Source organism: Lactococcus sp. EKM203L, assembly GCF_011800585.1.
Lineage (GTDB): Bacteria > Bacillota > Bacilli > Lactobacillales > Streptococcaceae > Lactococcus > Lactococcus lactis.
On sequence record NZ_JAALEQ010000001.1, the window covers coordinates 329,006 to 352,376 of the forward strand.

Below are 23,371 nucleotides of genomic sequence, written 5' to 3' on the forward strand. Positions count from 1 at the left end.
TTGTATCAAATTTATGATATAATTGTAAGTGGAATTATCCATTCTTTTATAAAGAATTTAAATGACTGACAGAACTGTCAGTTTGTGTTAACTATAAAAATAAATAAATATAATTAATATTATTTTACTGACAAACCTGTCAATATTATTAAAAATGAGTGAAAGTAAAAAAATGCCTGCAAAGAAAAAAACAACCAGAAGAAATACTAAAAAAGAACAACAGAAAAAGGCCGCAACACGCAAAATGATTGCTTTTTTTGTTGGGCTTCTTTTAATCTTATTTGCGCTTGCTCGCCTAGGAATTGTCGGAGTCTTACTTTATAACATTGTCCGCTTGTTTGTTGGTTCTCTTGCGATTGTTTTTCTTCTCTTGCTTGCTGGACTAATGATTATTTCCGTCTTTCGTAAGCAAGTTTTAAAAGAAAATAAAAGAATTACTCCAGCCATTATTTTAACTTTTATCGGCCTAATGTTTGTCTTTCAAATTCGACTTCATCAAGGATTTAATGAAACTTTTCATCTTATCTGGTCTGATTTAATGGCTGGCCGTGTCATTCATTTTGTCGGCTCAGGTGTTATTGGAGCATTAATCACCGAGCCTGCTAAAGCCTTGTTTTCAGTCATTGGTGTCTATATTATTGCTGCAGTACTTTGGTTAGTTGCTATTTATCTTATGATTCCAGGACTTTTCCCTAAAATGCGTGAAGATTTACATCAACGTTTAGCGAAATGGAAAGAAAAGCATGCCGAAAAAGCAGAAGCTAAAAAAGCAGCGAAAGCACTTGCTGAGCTAGAAAAAAAACAAGCTGTAGCAGAAAGAGAAGAGCTTCCAGAGGCAGCAGAAAATTCATTATTTACCTCAGCACCTACTGAAATTCCAATTAATATACCAGAAGCGCCTTTTGAAGAAAATGAAACTGAAACTGAAAGTCCAGTTTTAGCAGAAGTTCCTCTTGATGATGAACCTGTCAATTTTTCAAATACTAATAACTATAACGGTAACTATAAATTACCAACCATTGATTTACTGGCAGAAGTTCCTGTCAAAAATCAATCAGGCGAACGTGAGAATGTTCGTAAAAATATTGGTATTTTAGAAGAAACTTTCAAATCTTTTGGGATTGGTGCCAATGTTGAATCGGCAGTCGTTGGTCCATCAATTACAAAATATGAAATCAAATTAGCGACTGGAACAAAAGTTTCACGCGTTGTTAATTTATCAGATGATTTAGCATTAGCCTTAGCTGCTAAAGATATCCGAATTGAAGCACCAATTCCTGGGAAATCTTTAGTCGGCGTCGAAATTCCTAATGCCGAAGTTGCAATGGTTGGTTTCCGCGAAATGTGGGAGGCTGGCAAAACTAATCCAAGCAAATTGTTAGAAATTCCTCTTGGTAAATCATTAGATGGTGGAATTCGCACATTTGATTTAACAAGAATGCCTCACTTATTGGTTGCAGGTTCAACTGGTTCAGGTAAATCAGTGGCGGTAAATGGTATTATTACTTCAATTTTGATGAAAGCTTTGCCTAGTCAAGTGAAGTTTCTGATGGTTGACCCTAAAATGGTCGAACTTTCTGTTTACAATGATATTCCTCATCTATTGATTCCAGTCGTAACAAATCCACGTAAAGCTTCACGTGCCCTTCAAAAAGTTGTTGACCAAATGGAAGAACGCTATGAACTCTTTAGTCGTTATGGCGTCCGTAACATTGCTGGCTATAATGAAAAAGTACAAAGATATAATGCAGAATCAGATGAAAAAATGCTTGAACTTCCTCTGATTGTAGTCATTGTTGATGAATTAGCCGATTTAATGATGGTTGCCAGTAAAGAAGTGGAAGATGCAATTATTCGTTTGGGACAAAAAGCTCGAGCAGCAGGGATTCATATGATTCTTGCGACACAACGTCCATCTGTTGATGTCATTTCTGGACTAATTAAAGCAAATGTTCCTTCAAGAATTGCCTTTGCTGTTTCATCTGGAACAGATTCACGAACAATTTTAGATACTAATGGGGCTGAAAAATTACTAGGTCGTGGGGATATGCTCTTTAAACCTATTGATGAAAATCATCCGATTCGTTTGCAAGGGGCTTTCTTATCTGACGATGATGTCGAATCTGTTGTGACCTTTATTAAAGACCAATCAGAAGCTCAATATGACGAAAGCTTTGACCCTGGTGAGGTAGATGAGAGTCAAGTTGGTACGGGCGCTTCAAATACAGGATCTGGTGACCCCTTATTTGAAGAAGCACGAAATATGGTTATTATGGCTCAAAAAGCTTCAACGGCTCAATTGCAACGGGCTTTAAAAGTTGGATTCAATCGCGCCTCTGACTTGATGAATGAGTTGGAAGCGCAGGGAATTGTTGGTCCTGCTAAAGGAACGACTCCTCGTAAAGTCCTTGTTAGTCCAGATGGAGAATTTATTGGAGGAGTAGAAGAGTGAGTGAAGAACTATATTATCGTCACTATTTTCTACAAATCTATGAAATCTTACGAGAAGATGAACAAAATAAAAAACTTTCAATCAAGGAAAAAAATGTTTTAGCTGATGCTTTGGTTTTAAATGAACGCAAAGAACCAGTTTTACAAATATTAGGCCAGCTTTATATGCGCTTAGAATTTTGGAATCGGCCTGCTGATGATGAGATTTTAAAAGGCGGCATGAAAGCCCCAGTCAGAACACTTTATGAAGAATTAAAGGCAGATAAAAATATCACTTCTTCACAAAAATTTATTCCAGGAGTTGAAGCGTATCGACCGATTACATGGAATGATGCTTTGTATGGAAATAAAATGACGGAAGATGATGGCTTTATCGGTGGGGGCTATGTCACTTTTGACTCTAATGAAAAATATAAATCAATGGAAGAGAGAATAGCCGTACCTGATAATGAAATTGTTAGAAATGCAAAATCAAGTTTTGCTAAACTCTTTCAAGTTGGTTGTTTAGGTTTTGCTCTGCTCATCCTGCTCCTTGTTCTCTTGGGGTTTGCTTTAAAAATGGTAACGAGGTAGTTAAAAATGACAGTATTTGATGAATTTAATGAAATCAAAAGAAAAGGACTCCCTCAAATTTTAGTAATTTTTGGTGAGTCAAGGGAACTAGTTGGAGAATTGAAAAATCAACTCTTAACAGAGGTTAATTTCGAGCCAACGGATTTGAGTCAGGCTTATTATGACTTAACTCCTAGTAATAGCGATTTAGCCCTTGAAGATTTGGAATCTCTCCCTTTTTTCTCAGATTCTCGGTTGGTAATCCTGGAAAACTTGGTTAATTTAACAACGGCTAAAAAAAGTGTTTTAGATGAAAAACAGTTGAAGCGCTTTGAAAATTTTTTAGATGATCCGCCGGAAACTACGCAACTTGTTTTAATCCTTTATGGAAAATTGGACAGTCGTCTTAAAGTTGTTAAAAAATTAAAAGCTAAAGCAGCTTTGCTTGAAGCACAAGAATTAAAGAGTCAAGAATTAATTCAATATTTTAGTCGAATAAGCCCTTTACCAAAGGCAGTTTTGAGTTTAATTGCCGCTAAATCAAATGATAATTTTTCAGTAATGAAGCAAAATATTGACCTCGTTCAAACTTATGCACTAGGGCGAGAAGTGACACTTGATGATGTGGAAAAAGTCGTCCCAAAATCGCTACAAGATAATATTTTTGCCTTAACTGATTTAATTTTTAAAGGAAAAATTGATGAGGCGCGTGATTTAGTACATGATTTGACCTTGCAAGGGGAAGATTTAATTAAAATATTAGCTATTTTGACAAATTCTTATCGTTTGTATTTACAAGTCAAACTTTTCCAAGCCAAGGGTTGGCAAGAAAATCAACAAGTTGCCTTTTTAAAAATGCACCCTTATCCTGTAAAATTGGCCAATCAATTGGTTAGAAAATTAAACGTTAAATCCTTAAAAAATGGACTTTCTGATTTAATTAAACTTGATTTTGATATAAAAACAAGTGCAGCTGATAAATCCTATCTTTTTGATATCACTTTAATCAGGTTGACCTTGAAAAAAAAATGAAAATCTGTTATCATAAATAATGGACATTTTATAATGATGATGATGAAGAGGTAAAAATGCCGACATTTAAATTTACGCCTAAAGATATCTATGAAGCAGACTTCTCTACAAAGATGCGTGGTTACGATAAAGAAGAAGTCGATGAACTCCTTGATGACGTTATTGCTGATTATGAAACTTATCAGACTGAAAACTTGCGTCTTCAAGAGGAAAATGAGTTTTTGAAGAAAAAGATTGCTGAATTAGAAATGCAAGTTTCTAAACCAAATCAAGCAAATCTTGATGATACACAACGCTTTGACCCTAACCAAATTCTTCAAGCACGTTCAAGTAAACCAAAAGTGGAAATGCGTAATCCAAGTAATTTTGATTTACTCAAACGAATTAATCGTTTAGAACAAGCTGTATTTGGACCTAACGGCATTGCTAGTGAAAACAACTAAGAAAATATAAAATTGAAATGTTTTATGTTCTGCATTAGGTTTAGCAATGAACCTTTTTGCAAACTTCACAAGATGTGAAGGCAAAGATTTTGGTAAATGAACTTTATTGTTCTGCTTAATTTTTGATAGAAACAGTTTTCGGATAATCGCGCGATTTTTTTGTAAATCGTGAGGAAAGTCCATGCTCGCGCGTTGCTGAGATGCACGCAGTGATTGTGCTAGGTCAAACAATAAACCTAGGTAGGAGCGTCATGCCTAACGGCTGGCCAAAACGCTAAGTCTTTTGATATGCGTGAGTAGCCTGTAAAAGTGCCATAGAGACGAGTCTTAGAGGAAACTCTAAGAATGGAACGTGGTAAACCCCTCAAGCGAGCAACCCAAACTTATGGTCGGGGCACTTGACTAGCCAAAATGAAGGCGTGGTCGAGGCTGAAATTAAGAATTTTGGCAGACAGATGATTATCGAAGGGGAGATTCACGAATGTGAATTGAACTGGAACAAAACATGGCTTATAGAAAACTGTATGACACAGGCTGGGGCTTTTAGCCTCGGCTTTTTTTGATAAATAGTGTTTAATTGAAATAGATAGAATTATCTCTGTTCATTTTATGCAGAGAATGGAAAGTTAAAAAATGCAAAAGAAATTCAAGTTATTAGCAACTTCTTCAAGTGGTTTAGAGAGTTTAGTTGCTCGCGAACTTCGTAATCTGGAAATTGAAAATGTTTCGATTGACGACCGTTCACGTGTCTTCTTTGAGGGAAATTTGGCAACAATTGCTAAGGCGAATCTTTGGTTAAGAACGGCTGACCGTGTAAAAATTGTAGTTGGGGAATTTAAAGCTAGAACATTTGATGAATTGTTTGAAAATGTTTATGCGCTTCCCTGGGCAGAGCTCATTCCTTTTGGAAGCCAATTTCCTGTCAGCAAAGCTAAAGCGGTGAAATCAACTTTACATAATGAGCCGTCAATTCAAAGTATCACTAAAAAAGCGATTGTCAAAAAATTACAGACGACATATCATCGTCCTGAAGGTGTTCCAATTCCTGAAAATGGAGCTAAATTTTCAATTGAGATTGCTTTACATAAAGATATGGCAACTGTATTGATTGATACGACTGGCGATTCTTTATTTAAACGAGGCTATCGTTCAGAAAAAGGAGAAGCTCCTTTGAAAGAAAATATGGCAGCTTCGATTATTTTATTAACCAATTGGTTAGCAAATCCTCGTCGTGCTTTTGTTGATCCTACTTGTGGTTCTGGAACATTTACAATTGAAGCAGCAATGCTGGCTTTAAATATGGCACCAGGAATGAATCGTCCATTTGCTTTTACTGCATGGCCTTGGTTTGATGAAGAAATTTTGAAACAAGAAAAAGCTTTGGCCAAAAAACAAATTCGTACAGATTTAGAATTGGATATTCAAGGTTTTGACATTGATGGAAAAATGATTGAAATTGCAAAACATAATGCACTTGCGGCAGGCCTTTCAGATGTGATAAAATATAAGCAAATGCGACTTCAAGATTTTAGAACTGATAAGCTTGACGGTGTCTTAGTTTCTAACCCGCCTTATGGGGTGCGTTTGGAAGATGAAGAAGCTGTTGCAGCTCTTTATGGTGAAATGGGTAAAACTTTTGCGCCACTAGAAACTTGGAGTAAATACATTTTGACGAGTGATGTCGCTTTTGAAAAGCATTATGGGGCAAAAGCAACTAAAAAACGCAAACTATATAACGGAACACTTAGAACAGATTTGTATATGTATTTCGGAAAACGTATGAAATAAATTTTACTGACAGAACAAAAAGCTATTACTAAAACAAAAAAATTTTAGTGATGACGGCTGTCAGTAAAAATTCAGACGAGTTTGAGCAACTCTCGTTGTCTGATTCACCATTTTATTGGAATTGTGGGAATCTTATTCGGAGGAAAAATGTCAAACAAAAATAAAAAAAATAGAAACAAAAACAAAAATAATAACAATAATAAACCAAAAAATGAGCAACAAATTGGTGAAAAAACTTTGAAACTTCAAGATTTACAAGATTTTACCGTAGGGCAAATTGTTGCAGAATCAAAACGTGTTGATAAAGAAAATGAAGAAAATGAGTCTGTTTTAGATAAATATATTCGTCAGCACCGTGGAGAAATTGAAGAAGCTAAAAGTAAAAATTTGGACGAATTCATTCAGGCAGAACGTACAAATATAGAAGTTCCGGTTGAAGAAGATAAAGAAGCTAAGTCAGAAAAACTTCAAGAAGTTTCCAAAGAGGAAATCGACGAGAATGATGAATTAGCAGCTTCAAAAATTGAAACTGAAAAAGTTACTGACAGTTCTGATTCTGATTTGTCAGCAGAAAATAAAGACTTAGAAGTTGCTGACAAGGAAAGCGAAGAAACTAAAAAATCAAAAAATGATTTAGTTTTAGATCCAGTTGTGATGGTCGACGCTCCTGTCAGTACTTTGCCAGAGCAAAAAGAAGCTCCGCAAGTTGAAGAAGTCAAGAAAACTGAACCAACTGACGAAGAAGAAGCCGAAAGTCCACAAGATGAGAAGGTAGTTGCTGCACCAGTTATGATGTCAGCAAACGAAGTTCCAATGGACGAGCCAAGTGAACCAGAAATTTCTGAAACTGACACTAAAACTGATTCAATAATTGACGAAAAATCAGAAGTTGAACCAAAAGTAACAGAAGAACCAGCAGAAGAAATTAAATCTGATTCAAAAGAAGATTCTACTGAAAATAATCAAGCCCTTGAATCGGGAGCTGAGGAAAAAGTGACAGATTCACCAAAAGAGACAAAAAGTGATATTCCTGATAAAGTTATTACTGCTGAATCAGTTTCACCTCACTTACTAGCTGAAACAACATCCTTTAAAGCAGATAAAGTAGAAGAAAATGCGGCAAAAATTACTGACGAAAAGTCAAAAAATCGTAAAAAACCAATCATTATTGGTCTATGTGCAATTGTTTTAATTGCAGCTGGAGCGATTGGATTTGCCCAATATAATAGTCATCAAAAAGGGAAAACGGTTCAAACTTCTCAAAGCAGTCAGAGTGATTTAGATAAATATCAGAAACAATACGATGCTTTTTTCACTGACAAATCACATACTATTTTGAGAAATAGTCAATTTAGCAAGTTATCAGCTCTTGAAACTTTAGTTGATGCTCACAAAAATTCCATGGCATGGTCAAATGCAGTTTCTGATACAGAAAGCCTAAAAGACCAAATTAATGCGATTAAGAAAGTGAATGCTCTCTTTACTAGCGCAGCAATTACTGACGGAAAACTTGATTCATCAGCTAAAATAGTGGCAAATGTAAAAGTTCCAGAAACTCCTAAAACAACCAATGAAACCCTGAATAAATTACTGACACAAGCCATTGATTTAGCTAAGAGCCAAGTTGCTAAGGAAAGTTCAGCTAAAGCGTCTGCAAGTGCAGCAGAAGCGAAAGCGAATCAAGGAGCTACTAGCCAAAGTTCTACATCAAGTACAGCTAGTCAAAGCAATTCTACGACGACTCCTTCGTCAGCAGCTTCAGCAGGTTCAAGTACAAATGCCAGCACAAGTAGTAATGCTAATGGTTTGAGTAGCAACGGAGTTAATTTAGAAGTATCAGCAGCACGTGTCCAACCTCAAGCTGGAGTCAACACGAATGATCCTGCTTTCACATGGGGAGCTGGAATTAAAGAAATGGTTCTGAATAAAGCCCGTGAACGCGGCTATATTACAGGAGATAATTATATTTTAGTTCCAACAGCGATTCATACAACCAATGGTTCCCAAGGTTTCCCAGCCGGAATTGTTAGTGGTTATTACAATCTTTATGCACCAGATGGTCGGTATTTAGTATCAATCAATGCTAAAACAGGTTTCTTTGTTGGTAATGGTTCTGGTCATGCTGATAACTTAGATTATGACGCATAGAAAATAAAAAATAATCATCATTTTGATGATTATTTTTTTTACTGACAGAAACCTACTGACAGAAACCTACTGACAGAAACCTACTGACAGAAACCTACTGACAGAAACCTACTGACAGAAACTTACTGACAAAAAATTCACTGACAAAAATTTACTGACAAAAATTTACTGACAAAAATTTACTGACAAAAATTTACTGACAAAAATTTACTGACAAAAAAACTTTCGCCAAAATCAGCGAAAGTTTTTTACTTTTATCAATTATTCGATTAGAAAATTAATAAGTCATGGTCAGTATGAGTGAAGCTTTCACAACCATTTTCTGTTACGTAAAGACAGTCTTCAATACGCACACCTACTTTACCAGGAATATAAATTCCAGGTTCGTTAGAGAAGCACATTCCTTCTTGAATTACGAGGTCGTTACCGGCAACAATAGATGGATACTCGTGAACGTCCATTCCAATACCATGTCCAAGGCGGTGATTGAAATATTCACCATATCCTGCTTTAGTAATTAAATCACGAGCAACAGCATCAACTTCATGTGCAGTAACACCAGGTTTAATGAAGTCCATAGCAGCTTGTTGAGCTTCCTTAACGATTTTATGTATCTCAGCATCAAAGTCATTAGGTTGACCAATAGCGATTGTACGTGTCGCATCAGAAGCATATCCGCCACTCATCACACCCAAGTCAAAGAGCAAAAGTTTATTTTCTTGAATTTCAACATTTTCAGGTGCACCATGTGGATTAGCAGCGCGAGCTCCTGATAAAACAAGCGTGTCAAATGACATCTGTGGAACACCCATACGTTTCATTTCGTATTCAATTTTTGCAACGATATCAGATTCAGTCACACCATTACGTTCAGCAGCAGTGGCAAAACCAATTTCAAAACACTTGTCAGCAAAATCACCAGCAACTTTCATTTTTTCAATTTCATCTGCTGACTTAATCAAACGCATCCGTTCAATCAAAGGAGTCAAATTTACAAAATTAATATCACCAAATTGTGCTTTCAACCCTTCAGTTTTAGCTAAAGGAATATCTGAAAATTCAACAGCAATTGATTTAACATCTGATTTTACATGATTTTTAACAACTTCCCAAGGGTTTTGAGAATCTTCATATCCGAAAATATCCAGACCACTTGTGTGTTCTTTAGCTTTTTCCACTTCCAAAGCAGGAGTAAATAACATCGGAGTTGAATCTCTAAAAATCATCAGCCCAGCAATTCGTTCATGGGGATCAATTGCTAGCCCTGTTAGATAATTTAGAGTTGTCGGATTAGTGATGAAAGTCATATCGACTTCCTTGTCATTCAGAAAAGCTGAAATACGTTCAATTTTGCTCAAAATGGTTCCTCCAATATTTATGAAAATGAGTTTCTTAAATTCTCATGAAAATAAAAAACACTATATCCCCTATTCTACGCTATTTTTATTAAAAAATCACGTAAAAAAACATAGCTGAAGGTTGAAAAGGTTTACAGTTAATGATATAATTTGTAAATGAAAATGGTTTTCATAAATACTATGAATAAAAAGAAAAGAAAGAGGATAGCCAATTATGGTAGAATCAACAACAACAATTTATGATGTGGCACGTGTCGCCGGAGTGTCAATGGCAACCGTTAGTCGTGTTGTAAATGGAAATGCAAATGTAAAGGAAAAGACGCGCCAGAAGGTCTTAGAAGCTATTGCTGAGCTTGACTATCGTCCTAATGCAGTTGCGCGCGGACTCGCAAGTAAACGTACAACAACAGTTGGTGTTATCTTGCCAACCATCACTTCAACTTACTTCGCAGCGATTACTCGCGGGGTTGATGATATCGCTTCCATGTATAAATACAACATGATTTTAGCTAATAGTGATAATGATGTTGAAAAAGAAGAAAAAGTTTTAGAAACTTTCTTATCAAAACAAGTTGACGGAATCGTCTATATGGGTTCATCTTTAGATGAAAAAATTAGAACTTCCCTCAAAAATTCAAGAACACCTGTCGTTTTAGTTGGAACAATCGATGGAGATAAAGAAATTCCATCTGTTAATATTGATTACCATTTGGCTGCTTATCAATCAACTAAAAAATTGATTGATAGTGGAAATAAAAAAATCGCTTATATCATGGGTTCATTGAAAGACGTTGAAAATACAGAACGTATGGTTGGTTATCAAGAAGCTTTGCTTGAAGCAAATATTGAATTTGATGAAAACCTCGTTTTTGAAGGTAATTATAGCTATGAACAAGGAAAAGCACTTGCTGAACGTTTACTTGAGCGAGGAGCAACTTCTGCAGTAGTATCACATGATACAGTAGCCGTTGGACTCTTGTCTGCAATGATGGATAAAGGAGTGAAAGTTCCTGAAGATTTCGAAATTATCTCAGGTGCAAATTCACCAATTACTCAATATACATATCCAACTTTAACTTCTGTTAACCAACCCCTTTACGATTTGGGAGCAGTAGCAATGCGTCTTTTGACAAAATTAATGCTTAAAGAAGATGTTGAACAAAATCAATTAGTTTTGGATCATGAAATCTTTTCTCGTCGTTCTACCAAATAAAAAATCAAGCCCTTTTGAGGGCTTTTTTTATTTAAAGTAAAAAGTATTTGACATTTGAGAGAAAAGTCGCAATAATAGAGAGATGATAAAAAGAATTTATTCAATAGATTAAATGAATAAATTGTTAAGGAGTTTGATATGCAAGAATTAGATTTAATTATTGTTGGAGCAGGTCCTGTTGGTCTATATGCGGCTTTTTACGCAGGAATGCGCGGTTTATCAGTTGCAATAATTGAATCAGCGCAAGTTCCAGGTGGTCAACCCCAAAATCTTTACCCTGAAAAATTAATCTACGATATTGCTGGCCTACCAGCAGTGACAGGGGCAGATTTGACAAAAAATCTTTTAGAACAACTAGCACAAATCTCTCATCGATTATTTCTTGGGGAGAGCGTTCAAAAAATTGAAAAAGAAGAGGGGATTTTTTCTGTAACTACTGATAAATCAACCAGAAGAGCCAAAGGCGTTTTGTTGACGACTGGTGCCGGCCTTTTGAAACCTCGAAAGTTAGGAATTGATAACGAAGAAACTTTAGCCAATGAAGGAAAAATATCTTACTTTATCACTTCTCTAAAAGAGTTTGAGGGAAAAAATGTTGCGGTTTTTGGTGGAGGAGATTCGGCTTTAGATTGGTCATTAATGCTTGAAAAAGTAGCTAAAAATGTTCATTTGGTTCATAGAAGAACTGCTTTTCGTGGTCATGAAATTACAGTTGACCGAGTGATGAATTCTAATATTCAAGTTCATACGCCTTATACTTTTTCAAATTTGATTGAAAATGAATTAGAATTAAAAAAAATAAAATCAGAAGAAAGCTTGAACTTTTCGATTGATAAAATTTTGGTTAATTATGGTTTTTTAACAAATCAAGTGACTTTAGCTGAAAACTTAGAAGTCAGTCGTAATGGTCGCGTTAAGGCCGATTCAATGATGCAATCCAATATTGAGGGACTTTATGTCGCAGGAGACGCAAGTGATTATCCGGGAAAAATGCCCTTGATGTCCGTTGGTTTTGGTGAAGCAGTCCATGCGATTAATGCCATGACGAAAAAACTTGAATTTGACCACCCACTTAGAGGGGGACATTCTTCATCCATTTTTTAAAATAAAAAGCGTATTCTAAATAGGGGTACGTTTTTTTTATGAAATACGGTATAATAGAGAAAGAAAAATGACTTGAACTTAGCTTCATTAATAAAAATGAGCCAAGTTTTATGAGTGCTTTGTTTAAAAAGCAAAATAAAAGTAAATTGGGAATGTTTGATGATATTAAATTTGATTATTTTAGTAGCCTTGGTTTGGGCTTTCATGGTTGGTTACTCACGAGGCTTGATTTTACAAGTCATCTACAGTTTTGGTACGATTATTGCGGCCTTCATTGCAGCCAGTAATTATAAAGAGTTAGCACAAAAATTGAGTATTTGGGTTCCTTTTTCAAATGCCACAGAAAACTCACATCTCTTACTTTTTAGTGATAAGCTTCTTTTTCAACTCGATGATGCTTTTTATGCGAGCATTTCGTTTTTAGCAATTTTTATTGTCGTTTATGCTATTATCCGTCTTATCGGTTTATTTTTACATTTTGCACTTAGTCCTCTGGGAAGAAATGGAAAAATCATTGCTGGAATTTTAGGATTTGCGGCGACTTATTTTGGTTTACAAATGGTCTTGATGGTCTTGAGTTTGGTTCCTATTGCAGCGGTTCAAAGTCAACTTGATGCTAGTTTTCTAGCTCGTTTTATGGTTTTACATACACCGATTTCATCAGGAATCTTGCAAAACCTTTTTATTGAAAATATTGTCCACATTAATCCTCTAGGATAGTGCTAGGGGAGAAATCTACAGATACAACTTGAAATTTAAATAGAATGAATAAAAAAATTCTCCAAATATTGGAATATGATAAAGTCAAAGAACAGTTCATGAATGCTTTGACGACAGCGCAGGGTCAACAAGAATTAAAAGATTTAAAACCTTTGACAGATAAGGAAAAAATTCAGCTCCTTTTTGATGAAGTTGCTGATTTTCGCTTATTGACCCAAGAAAATGGCCTATTAAATTTAGGAAAAACAAATGATTTAACAGAAATACTCAGACGTCTAGAGCTTGAAGCCAGTCTTTCAGGCAAGGAATTCGTTGAAATAAAAAAAGTGATTCAATTAGGGATTAATATTCAACGCTTTTTTGATGAAGCTGAAAATGTTGAAACACCTTCACTAGCTATTACTTTGGAAAAATTGGTTGATTTATCAGCATTAGTCAAAAAATTAGAAATTTTTGATAATGCGGGAAGTCTTTATGATAATGCCAGTCTCGAATTGATGCATATCCGTGCTTCAATCAAGAGTCATCAATCAGAAATTCGGAAAATCATGCAGGAAATGCTGACCAAAAATCTCTCATCTTTGAGTGAAAATGTCATCACTATCCGAAATGACCGACAAGTGCTTCCTGTAAAAGCAGAAAACAAAAATAAAATTGATGGTGTAGTTCATGATATGTCTGCTTCAGGTCAAACGCTTTATATTGAACCAAATGCGGTTGTTTCATTAAATAATAAACTTAATCAAAAGAGAATTGAAGAACGCCAAGAAATCACAAGAATTTATCGTGAGATTGCTAGTCAATTAAAACCTTATAGCTTTGATATAAGACAAAATGCTTGGCTGATTGGTCATATTGATTTTGTTCGTGCCAAGTATCTTTATTTAGCAGCGAATAAAGCGACACTTCCAGAATTAACAACCGATAAAGATATTACCCTTTTTGCAGCTCGCCATCCTTTGATTGAAGCAAAAATAGTTGTGGCAAATGATATTAAATTTGATGCAGGGCTCAATACGATTGTTATTACCGGTCCAAATACGGGTGGGAAGACCATTACTTTGAAAACAGTTGGTTTGTTGACAATATTGGCTCAATCAGGTCTGCCAATTTTAGCCGCTGATGGCAGTCGAATTCATCTTTTTGATGATATTTTTGCCGATATCGGTGATGAGCAATCCATTGAGCAAAGTTTATCAACTTTCTCAAGTCATATGACTAATATTGTTCATATTTTAGCTCAAGCAGATGAAAATAGTTTGGTCTTGTTTGATGAACTTGGGGCAGGAACTGATCCAAAAGAAGGAGCGGCTCTTGCTATTGCCATACTGGAAAATTTACGTGAACGAAATGTGAAAACCATGGCAAGTACTCATTATCCTGAGTTAAAAGCTTATGGGGTCGAAACGCAACGAGTAATCAATGCAAGTATGGAATTTAACATTGATAAAATGCAACCCACTTATCATTTGCAACTGGGAGTGCCTGGGCGTTCAAATGCCCTGGAAATTTCGAGAAGATTAGGTTTGCCAGAAACTATTATTTCAGTAGCCAGTCAACAAATTTCTGACAGTGAGCATGATGTCAATCAGATGATTGAAAAGTTGGAAGAAAAAACACGTGAAGTGATTGAAAGTTCAAGAAATATTAAAAAAATTGAACGAGAAAATCAAAGTTTACATAAAGATTTGACGAAAGTCTATAATCAAATTAATCGTGAGCGCGAGTTTGAATTAGAAAAAGCACAAAAAGAAGCTCAAGAAGTAGTTAAAAAAGCGAGTCTTGAAGCGCAAGAAATTTTGAAGAATCTCAATGATAAAGCAGCGTTGAAACCACATGAAATTATTGCTGCTAGAAAAGAACTTGAAGGTTTGGCTCCAACCATTGATTTTTCTAAAAATAAGGTTTTGAAAAAAGCGAAAGCACAAAGAGGACTTAAGCAAGGGGCTGAAGTTAATGTCACTTCTTATGGTCAGCGTGGTAAATTGATTCGTTTAGAAAAAGATGGACGTTGGACGGTTCAAATGGGTTCAATCACGACTCGTTTAAATGAAGATGAATTTGAAGTGATTGAAAGTCCAGAACAAATTCAAGCCAAAACTAAAAATGTCAGCAAGAAGGTGACTTCTAAAGTCAAAGCTCAACTTGATTTACGCGGGATGCGTTATGAAGAAGCAGAACTGGAATTGGATAATTATATTGACCAAGCTCTACTTGCAAATTTGATTCAAATTACGATTGTTCATGGGATTGGAACGGGTGTTATTCGAGAAATGGTACAGAAAAAACTTCAAAAACACCGTCATATTAAATCTTATGAATATGCACCAATTAATGCTGGTGGCTCTGGAGCAACGATTGCTATTTTGAAGTAAAATAATAAATTTCTCAAAATCTATTTTCTTGAAATTTTAAGTGAATTACACTAGAATAGTCTTACTGAAGAAAATTATTTCAATGAAGGAGATAAAATGGAATATAATATTACTGATGCAACGTTTGATGAAGAAACAAAAGAAGGGCTTGTTTTAATTGACTTTTGGGCAACTTGGTGTGGTCCATGTCGCATGCAAGCGCCAATTTTGGAACAACTTTCAGAAGAACTTGACGAATCAGAACTTAAGATTTGCAAAATGGATGTTGATGAAAACCCAGCAACAGCCCAAGGATTTGGCATTATGTCTATCCCAACATTGATGTTCAAAAAAGATGGTGAAGAAGTAAAACGCATTGTTGGTGTTCAAACAAAAGCACAACTTAAAGCCGTTATTGCTGAATTATCATAATAAAAATTACTGACAGAACTTTTTTCTTCTTGAAATAAAGTCTGTCAGTATTTTTTTATATTCAATTCTAGTGAAAAGTTCTGTCAGTAAAAGAGAGTGAAAGCATGGCACATACTGACAAGTCTGTCATTAAAATGAGCGTGACAAAAGGCTTTTAAAATGATATGATTGAAAAAGAAAAATTTCAAAGAAAATAGGGATTTGGAAGGTCAAAAAGACTTTTCAAATTTTGAGGAGTTTAATATGTCAAAGAAAAAAGATACTGAACTTGAAATTATTGATACAGCTGACGGAGCTGTCATTAAAAGTGGAAAAAAAACAATCGCCGAAATTAAAGAAAAATCAGGAAATTTTGTCATTGTTTTTTCAGGTAAAGAAATTGCTACAGTGACTTCTTTTGAAGCAGCTCTTGAGGAAGCAATTATGGCTTATAATCTTTCGATTTAAAGATTTATTTGTGATTGATTTGAAATTTCTAAGTTATAACTTGAAATTAATAAGATAATTTGTTAAAATATTTCTTGTCGTCATAAAGCGATCTTGGGGTATAGCCAAGCGGTAAGGCAAGGGACTTTGACTCCCTCATGCGTTGGTTCGAATCCAGCTACCCCAGTAAAAAAACGTAAAAGGAAACGCTGTTTCCTTTTTTCTTTTTGCGAAAATATGCTAGAATAGGGGAAAGCATTTATGAAAATGTAAGGAGAAGTTTATGAGAAAAACAAAAATTGTTGTTCCAATCATGCTGACAGAGTTAGCAGAGCTTGAGAAAGTTTCTGTCAGTGATTATCGAACAGCAGATATTGTTGAATGGCGTGCCGATTTTTTGTCAGCAGATGAAATTTTAGAGATGGCTCCTAAATTCTTTGAAAAATTTAAAGAAAGTAAGATTTTATTTACTTTAAGAACAGTCAGAGAAGGCGGAAATATTCAAGTTTCTGAAAAAAAATATTTACAGATTTTAAAAGAAATTTTGACTTACAATCCCGCATATATCGATGTCGAATTCTTTACGCATGGCCCTTCATTTGCCGCTTTGAAAGATTTTCGGGATAAAATGGTGCTTTCTTATCATAATTTTGATGAAGTTCCGTCCGATTTGACCAATCGGTTGATTAAAATGCACGAAGAAGGAACTGCCTTTGTTAAAGTTGCTGTGATGCCAGAACGTGAATGTGATGTTCTTGATTTATTACAAATCACTCGTGATATGACTTTAGAATACGGTGATCATTTTATCAGCATGGCAATGGGTGACTTAGGACGACTTTCAAGAATTTCTGGCTATTTGACTGGCTCTTGCTGGACTTTTGCAAGTTTAGAAAATTCTAGTGCGCCTGGGCAAATTTCTCTCAAAGAAACAGAGTATATTTTGGATATCTTAGAAAAATAGAGAATGATATAATCAGAGATATTGTTCGGTTATGACAGATAATTTTTTTACTTTTATTAGGACAAGTAGAATGGACCAAAAGCTTTATAAGTGAAAATGTTATAATAGATAATGAAAAAGGACGCTTTGTTCATTAGAAATTAAAAATAGGATTAATTTACTGACAGCTATTCTGTCAGTAAAAAAGGAGAAAAAAGTGGTTATTAGCCGTTATTCACGTCCAGAAATGGCAGAGATTTGGTCAGAAGAAAACAAGTATAAAGCATGGCTTGAAGTCGAAATTCTTGCAGATGAAGCATGGGCAGAGCTTGGGGAAATCCCAGCAGCAGATGTGAAAAAAATTCGCGAAAATGCAACTTTTAATGTTGAACGTATTCTTGAAATTGAAAAAGAAACACGTCATGATGTGGTAGCTTTCACACGTTCTGTCAGTGAATCATTGGGTGAAGAACGCAAATGGGTTCATTATGGTCTGACATCAACAGATGTCGTTGATACAGCTTATGGTTATCTTTATAAACAAGCTAATGATATTTTGCGCAATGATCTAAAAAACTTTGCAGAAATTGTTAAAAATAAAGCTTTAGAGCATAAATACACAGTAATGATGGGTCGAACTCACGGCGTTCACGCTGAACCAACAACTTTCGGCTTGAAATTAGCCACTTGGTACAGCGAAATGAAACGAAATATTGAACGTTTTGAACATGCTGCGAAAGCTGTTGAAGCTGGGAAAATTTCTGGTGCTGTTGGAACTTTTGCTAATATTCCTCCATTTGTAGAAGCCTATGTTTGTGAAAAATTAGGGACTCGTCCGCAAGAGATTTCAACACAAGTCTTACCACGTGATTTACATGCAGAATACTTCCAAACGTTGGCGCTCATTGCGACATCAATTGAACGCATGGCCACAGAAATCCGTGGATTACAAAAATCTGAACAACGTGAAGTTGAAGAATTCTTTGCTAAAGGTCAAAAAGGCTCGTCAGCAATGCCACACAAACGTAACCCAATTGGTTCTGAAAATATGACAGGTTTAGCCCGCGTCATTCGTGGACATGCAATTACGGCTCTTGAAGATGTTAGTCTTTGGCATGAACGTGACATTTCACACAGTTCTGCTGAACGTATCATTGCACCTGATACAACAGAATTATTGGATTATATGTTGAATCGTTTTGGGAATATCGTTAAAAATTTGACTGTTTTCCCAAAAAATATGAAACGAAATATGGATGCGACTTTTGGCTTGATTTACAGCCAACATGTCATGTTAATGTTGATTGAAAAGGGAATGACGCGTGAAGCAGCTTACGATTTAGTTCAGCCTTTGACTGCAAAATCTTGGGATGAACAAGTGATGTTTAGACCATTGCTTGAAGAAAATGAACAAATTCGTCAGTATTTGAATGATGAAGATATTGATAAAGCTTTTGATTACAATTATCATTTAACAAGAGTCGATGAAATTTTTGACCGTGTCTTTGATTAATAAGAAAGCCTACTAAAAAGTAGGTTTTTTTGTTATTAAAACGAAATATAAAAAGGATTGACAAATTTAATGAAAACGGATACACTTATAAAAGTAAATATGAGAACGTTCCCACATGTGAAAGGAGGAAGTGATGACAACAATCAAGCAAGTTGCGCTTGAATCAGGAGTTTCAAAGTCCACTGTTTCTCGTTTTATTGCTCAGAATGGCTATGTAAGTGATGAAGCCAGAGAAAAAATTGAACGAGCAATAAAAAAACTAAATTTCAGACCCAATCTTTCTGCCCAATCTTTAAAAACTAAAAAGAACCAGCTTGTTGGACTATTATTGCCAGATATTTCCAATCCTTTTTTCCCAATGCTAGCCAAAGGAGCAGAGGAATTTTTAAAAGAAAAAGGTTATCGTGTGATGCTCGGAAATATTGGTGAAAAGAATCAATCTGAGCAAGATTATTTGAAAGTTTTGATTCAAAGTAATGCTGCTGGCATCATTTCAACCCATGATTTTAAAGAAGACTTTCCTGATTTGGATATTCCAACTGTAATCGTGGACCGAGTAGGCCATAAAAGTAACTATGGTGTTTTTTCGGACAATGAGTCAGGTGGACGATTAGCAGCAAAAGTGATTGTAACAGCAGGAGCAAAAAAAGTCGCTGTAGTCAGCGGTCCTTTGAATGCCACAAATATCAATAATCGTTTTAAAGCAAGTATTGCTTATTTAAAAGAAAAACAAGTTGATTTTAAAGCTTTTTACAGTCAAAGTTATGATTTTGAAGAAATTCAGAAAGAGGCGAGAGAAGTGCTTGCCAATGAAGAAAACTTTGATAGTATCATTGCACCATCGGATATTCATGCCATGGCTTATATCCACGAAATTCATCGTTTAAATAAGAAAATTCCTGAGGATATTCAAATCATTGGTTATGACGATATTCAAATGAGCCAATTCATTTATCCAGCACTCTCAACCATTCATCAATCTGCTTATCAGATGGGGCTTGAAGCTGCTCAACTTATTTATAAAATCGCGACTGACCAAGTAATTGAGAAGTCTAAAATTGAACTCCCTGTTCATTATGTAGCGCGTGAAACAATTCGACAAAAGAGAAAAGAATGAGGAAAAATTAATGACAAAAGTAAGTGTTATAGGAAGTATTTCAATGGATTTAGTCACAAGGACTAACCGAGTGCCGAATGCTGGAGAAACAGTATTTGGTGAAGATTTCGCTATGGTTCCCGGTGGAAAAGGAGCGAACCAAGCCGTTGCTTTTGCTAGACTTTCTCCTAATGAAGTAAGTATGATTGGAGCAGTAGGCAAGGATGCTTTTGGTGAGAGTATTTTGCAAAACTTCAAAGAAAATGCAGTTCTTTTTGAAAATGTGGGAACGGTACCACAAACAACAGGGATTGCTCAAATTACTCTCTATGATGACGATAATCGTATTATTATTATTCCAGGTGCTAATAATGAAGTTCTACCAAGTTATCTAGCAGACCTTTGGGAGAAAATTAAAGAAAGCCACCTTGTTATTCTACAAAATGAAATTCCACATGAAACAAATCTAGCGATTGCTAAATTCTGTAAAGAAAATGCGATAAAAGTTCTTTATAATCCAGCTCCAGCAAGAAAAACAGATTTGGAAATGATTGATTTTGTTGATTATATCACACCGAATGAACACGAATGTAAGGAACTTTTTCCAAATTTAGCACTTGAAGAAATTCTCAAAAAATATTCAAATCGTCTGATTGTCACCTTAGGAAGTGAAGGAGTCATTTTCCACGATGGAGAGACTCTTCAAAAAATTCCTGCCATAAAAGCTAAGGTTGTAGATACAACTGGTGCAGGAGATACATTCAACGGAGCCTTTGCCTTTGGTTTGACTGAGAACTTATCAATTAGTGATTCTATCAGATTAGCTGTCGTTGCTTCTCATTTATCTATTCAAAAATTTGGCGCACAAGGCGGGATGCCAAAGCTATCAGAGGTTAAAGCAAAATTAAAAGAACTTGAAATTAATCTCTACTAAAAAAGAAAGAGAGTTAAATTTATGAAAAAAGAAGGAATACTTAATAGTGAATTAGCAAAAATTGCTGACGATTTGGGCCATACTGACCAAGTTTGTATTGGAGATTTAGGCTTACCAGTACCATCAGGTGTCAAAAAAATTGATTTAGCCCTGACAAGAGGAAAACCCAGTTTTCAAGAAGTGCTGGACATCTATTTGGAAAATATTTTAGTTGAAAAAGTCTATCTTGCTGAGGAAATAAAAGAAAATAATCCTGAACAGTTAGCGATTTTACTGACAAAATTATCAGCAGATGTTGAAATAGTTTTTGTCAGTCATGAAACCTTAAAATTAATGAATCATGAGGTCAAAGCAGTGGTGAGAACAGGAGAAAATACGCCTTATTCAAATATTATTTTACAATCAGGTGTCGCTTTGTGAAAAAGGAGGAGGTCAATTTTGAAAATAGAAATGAAGAACATTTCTAAATCATTTGGAACGAATAAAGTTATTGAAGCAATTGATTTAACGATTAATTCAGGAGAAGTTCATGCCTTAATGGGAGAAAATGGGGCTGGAAAATCTACTTTGATGAATATTCTAACTGGTCTATTTCCAGCTTCTGGTGGGGAAATTGAGATTGACAGTGAAAAGAAAATTTTTAAAAATCCTCAGGAAGCAGAAGGATTTGGAATTAGTTTTATTCATCAGGAAATGAATACTTGGCCTGATTTAACAGTCTTAGAGAATCTTTTTTTAGGACGAGAGATAAAAAATAAATTTGGTATTTTAGATACGAAGGCCATGCGAAAAAAAGCAAATTTTGCTTTTGAACAGCTGGGAGTAAAAATTGATTTAGACAAAGAAATTGGTAATTTATCAGTTGGTCAGCAACAAATGGTTGAAATAGCTAAAAGTTTTTTGTCTGATTTAAAAATTTTGATTATGGATGAACCAACAGCAGCATTGACCGAAAGAGAAACAGAAAGATTGTTTTCAGTTATTGCTGGTCTAAAAAATCAAGGGGTTGGAATTATTTATATTTCTCATCGAATGGAAGAAATTTTTAAAATCACAGATTGTGTAACTGTCATGCGTGATGGCCTAGTCATTGATACACAAAAGACGAAAGAAACCAACGTTGATGAATTAGTTAGAAAAATGGTTGGTCGGCCAATTACAGATTACTATCCCCAAAAAAATGCTGAAATTCGAGAAATTGTATTTGAAGCCGACCATTTATCGGCAGAATCTTTTAAAGACATTTCATTTTCAGTTCGTTCAGGTGAAATTCTCGGATTTGCAGGACTCATGGGAGCTGGTAGAACTGAGGTCATGCGAGCAATTTTTGGAATTGATAAGCTAAAATCAGGTACGATAAAAATTAATGGAAAGAGTCTAACTATCAATAACCCGGCACAAGCAATCAAAGAAGGAATTGGCTTTTTAACAGAAGACCGAAAAGATGAAGGACTTGTTCTTGATTTCTCAATAAAAGATAATATTACTCTTCCGAGTACAAAGGATTTTATTCATCATGGCCTCTTTGACGATAAAACAGCAACAACTTTTGTTAAGCAACTCTCTGAGCGTCTTAATGTTAAAGCGACAGATGAAGAACAAATAGTTGGTTCTCTATCTGGAGGAAATCAACAAAAAGTTGTCCTTGCCAAATGGATTGGCATTGCGCCAAAAGTTTTAATCTTAGATGAACCAACACGAGGAGTCGACGTGGGAGCCAAGCGTGAAATTTATCAATTAATGAATGAACTTGCTGAACGTGGTGTTCCAATTATTATGATTTCAAGTGATTTACCCGAAATTCTTGGTGTTGCAGACCGAATTGCAGTGATGCATGAAGGAGAAATAGCAGGAATTTTAGCCAAAAATGAAGCAACACAAGAAAATGTGATGCAGCTCGCAACAGGAGGACAATAAGTGTGAAAGCTCTATCTCAAAAATTCAGTTCTTTAACGACAATGATTGCTCTGATTGTTTTGATGATTATCATTACGTGTATCAATCCCAACTTTATGACGGCAAACAATTTGCTAAATTTACTCTTACAAGTCACGGCTAATGGATTTATTGCTTTTGGGATGACCTTCGTAATTCTAACTTCAGGAATTGACCTGTCAGTTGGCGCAATTTTAGCCCTTTCAAGTGCAGTGTCCGCAGGTTTTATAGCCCAAGGAATGCCTTTACCGCTAGCAGTAGTCTGTGCGTTAATCATTGGTGCTTTTCTTGGAGCGATCAATGGTGCACTTATTGCCTATGGGAAATTGGCCCCTTTCATTGTAACTTTAGCTACTCAAATGGTTTACCGCGGAGCAACCCTTGTTTTTACTGATGGTAATCCAATTACTAAACACATGGATGGCTATTTCTTAGCCTATATTGGACAAGGTTATTTACTGGGTATTCCTTTCCCTGTTATTTTAATGATTCTTGTTTTCATTGTTTTATGGATTTTGCTTCATAAAACAGCCTTTGGTAAATCAGTTTATGCTTTGGGTGGTAATGAAAAAGCTGCTTATATTTCAGGAATTAAACTAAATAAAGTAAAAATTGCCATTTACACTTTATCTGGAGCAATGTCCGCAATTTCTGGTTTAATCATCAGTTCTCGTTTGTCATCAGCAACGCCACAAGCAGGTTCTGGATACGAAATGTATGCAATCGCTGCCGTTGTCCTTGGGGGAACCTCTCTAATGGGAGGAAAAGGGCGTATGTTTGGAACAATGATTGGGGTATTAATCATTGGTGTTCTAAATAATGGCTTAAATATAATTGGTGTGTCAGCCTTTTGGCAACAAGTCATCCAAGGATTAGTTATTCTCGTTGCAGTTCTTATCGATGTCATTCGTAGCAAACGGAAATAGGAG

Annotated in this window: 20 protein-coding genes, 1 tRNA gene and 1 other RNA gene; 21 read left to right on the top strand and 1 reads right to left on the bottom strand. The window is 35.4% G+C overall.

Features of this window, described 5'->3' with window-relative positions; genetic code table 11:
- Positions 1 to 154 precede the first annotated feature (154 nt).
- The 7 genes from HFD15_RS01760 to HFD15_RS01790 all read left to right on the top strand — a co-directional run bounded on the left by HFD15_RS01760 (position 155) and on the right by HFD15_RS01790 (position 8,414).
- Positions 155 to 2,452, top strand: a complete 2,298-nt coding sequence (locus tag HFD15_RS01760; RefSeq protein WP_081040698.1) for a DNA translocase FtsK — start codon at positions 155 to 157, stop codon at positions 2,450 to 2,452.
- The gene (locus tag HFD15_RS01765) at positions 2,449 to 3,024 is read left to right on the top strand and encodes a hypothetical protein (RefSeq protein WP_012898252.1); all 576 of its coding nucleotides are present in this window, start codon (positions 2,449 to 2,451) and stop codon (positions 3,022 to 3,024) included. Before HFD15_RS01760 ends, HFD15_RS01765 begins: the two co-directional genes overlap by 4 nt.
- A gap of 6 nt (positions 3,025 to 3,030) precedes the next feature.
- Positions 3,031 to 4,035: a DNA polymerase III subunit delta gene (holA, locus tag HFD15_RS01770; protein ID WP_058208127.1), complete on the top strand. Its 1,005-nt coding sequence runs from the start codon at positions 3,031 to 3,033 to the stop codon at positions 4,033 to 4,035.
- 56 nt (positions 4,036 to 4,091) lie between these two features.
- Positions 4,092 to 4,478 (top strand): cell division regulator GpsB, encoded by a 387-nt coding sequence (gene gpsB / locus HFD15_RS01775; protein ID WP_003129453.1) that lies wholly within the window; start codon positions 4,092 to 4,094, stop codon positions 4,476 to 4,478.
- Between the two features lie 134 nt (positions 4,479 to 4,612).
- Positions 4,613 to 4,996, top strand: an RNA gene (gene rnpB, locus HFD15_RS01780) — RNase P RNA component class B.
- Between the two features lie 115 nt (positions 4,997 to 5,111).
- Entirely contained in the window at positions 5,112 to 6,266 is a 1,155-nt protein-coding gene (locus tag HFD15_RS01785; RefSeq protein ID WP_003129451.1) for a class I SAM-dependent RNA methyltransferase, read from the top strand.
- Between the two features lie 147 nt (positions 6,267 to 6,413).
- Positions 6,414 to 8,414 carry a cell division site-positioning protein MapZ family protein gene (locus tag HFD15_RS01790; RefSeq protein WP_023189683.1) on the top strand — a complete coding sequence of 667 codons (2,001 nt, stop codon included), beginning with the start codon at positions 6,414 to 6,416 and terminating at the stop codon, positions 8,412 to 8,414.
- Positions 8,415 to 8,683: 269 nt separating this feature from the next.
- Here the strand turns inward: HFD15_RS01790 and HFD15_RS01795 are convergent, their stop codons facing one another.
- On the bottom strand, positions 8,684 to 9,772 hold the full coding sequence (locus HFD15_RS01795) for a Xaa-Pro peptidase family protein (RefSeq protein WP_003129448.1): 1,089 nt from the start codon (positions 9,770 to 9,772) through the stop codon (positions 8,684 to 8,686).
- 214 nt (positions 9,773 to 9,986) lie between these two features.
- Between HFD15_RS01795 and ccpA the strand changes: the two genes are divergently transcribed.
- From ccpA to HFD15_RS01865, 14 genes are all read left to right on the top strand, one after another.
- Positions 9,987 to 10,985, top strand: coding sequence for a catabolite control protein A (ccpA, locus tag HFD15_RS01800; protein ID WP_003129447.1), 999 nt, complete (start codon positions 9,987 to 9,989; stop codon positions 10,983 to 10,985).
- 138 nt (positions 10,986 to 11,123) lie between these two features.
- The gene (locus HFD15_RS01805) at positions 11,124 to 12,089 is read left to right on the top strand and encodes an NAD(P)/FAD-dependent oxidoreductase (protein WP_023189681.1); all 966 of its coding nucleotides are present in this window, start codon (positions 11,124 to 11,126) and stop codon (positions 12,087 to 12,089) included.
- Between the two features lie 159 nt (positions 12,090 to 12,248).
- Complete coding sequence (locus tag HFD15_RS01810) at positions 12,249 to 12,809, top strand: CvpA family protein (protein WP_003129445.1); 561 nt, start codon at positions 12,249 to 12,251, stop codon at positions 12,807 to 12,809.
- A gap of 44 nt (positions 12,810 to 12,853) precedes the next feature.
- Positions 12,854 to 15,184: an endonuclease MutS2 gene (locus HFD15_RS01815; RefSeq protein ID WP_058207890.1), complete on the top strand. Its 2,331-nt coding sequence runs from the start codon at positions 12,854 to 12,856 to the stop codon at positions 15,182 to 15,184.
- A 96-nt stretch (positions 15,185 to 15,280) separates the two neighbouring features.
- Positions 15,281 to 15,595 carry a thioredoxin gene (gene trxA / locus HFD15_RS01820; protein WP_003129442.1) on the top strand — a complete coding sequence of 105 codons (315 nt, stop codon included), beginning with the start codon at positions 15,281 to 15,283 and terminating at the stop codon, positions 15,593 to 15,595.
- A 243-nt stretch (positions 15,596 to 15,838) separates the two neighbouring features.
- Complete coding sequence (locus HFD15_RS01825; RefSeq protein WP_010906074.1) at positions 15,839 to 16,042, top strand: DUF2969 domain-containing protein; 204 nt, start codon at positions 15,839 to 15,841, stop codon at positions 16,040 to 16,042.
- 94 nt (positions 16,043 to 16,136) lie between these two features.
- Positions 16,137 to 16,208: transfer RNA gene (locus HFD15_RS01830), tRNA-Gln, on the top strand.
- Positions 16,209 to 16,304: 96 nt separating this feature from the next.
- Positions 16,305 to 16,985, top strand: coding sequence for a type I 3-dehydroquinate dehydratase (gene aroD / locus HFD15_RS01835; RefSeq protein ID WP_003129440.1), 681 nt, complete (start codon positions 16,305 to 16,307; stop codon positions 16,983 to 16,985).
- Positions 16,986 to 17,181: 196 nt separating this feature from the next.
- On the top strand, positions 17,182 to 18,477 hold the full coding sequence (gene purB, locus HFD15_RS01840; protein ID WP_167593243.1) for an adenylosuccinate lyase: 1,296 nt from the start codon (positions 17,182 to 17,184) through the stop codon (positions 18,475 to 18,477).
- A 133-nt stretch (positions 18,478 to 18,610) separates the two neighbouring features.
- Entirely contained in the window at positions 18,611 to 19,594 is a 984-nt protein-coding gene (locus tag HFD15_RS01845) for a LacI family DNA-binding transcriptional regulator (RefSeq protein WP_058207889.1), read from the top strand.
- A 10-nt stretch (positions 19,595 to 19,604) separates the two neighbouring features.
- The gene (gene rbsK, locus HFD15_RS01850) at positions 19,605 to 20,507 is read left to right on the top strand and encodes a ribokinase (RefSeq protein WP_058207888.1); all 903 of its coding nucleotides are present in this window, start codon (positions 19,605 to 19,607) and stop codon (positions 20,505 to 20,507) included.
- A 21-nt stretch (positions 20,508 to 20,528) separates the two neighbouring features.
- Positions 20,529 to 20,927: a D-ribose pyranase gene (rbsD, locus tag HFD15_RS01855; protein ID WP_003129436.1), complete on the top strand. Its 399-nt coding sequence runs from the start codon at positions 20,529 to 20,531 to the stop codon at positions 20,925 to 20,927.
- An 18-nt stretch (positions 20,928 to 20,945) separates the two neighbouring features.
- Positions 20,946 to 22,424 (top strand): sugar ABC transporter ATP-binding protein, encoded by a 1,479-nt coding sequence (locus HFD15_RS01860; RefSeq protein ID WP_167593242.1) that lies wholly within the window; start codon positions 20,946 to 20,948, stop codon positions 22,422 to 22,424.
- A gap of 41 nt (positions 22,425 to 22,465) precedes the next feature.
- Positions 22,466 to 23,368 carry an ABC transporter permease gene (locus tag HFD15_RS01865; protein ID WP_003129433.1) on the top strand — a complete coding sequence of 301 codons (903 nt, stop codon included), beginning with the start codon at positions 22,466 to 22,468 and terminating at the stop codon, positions 23,366 to 23,368.
- Positions 23,369 to 23,371 lie beyond the last annotated feature (3 nt).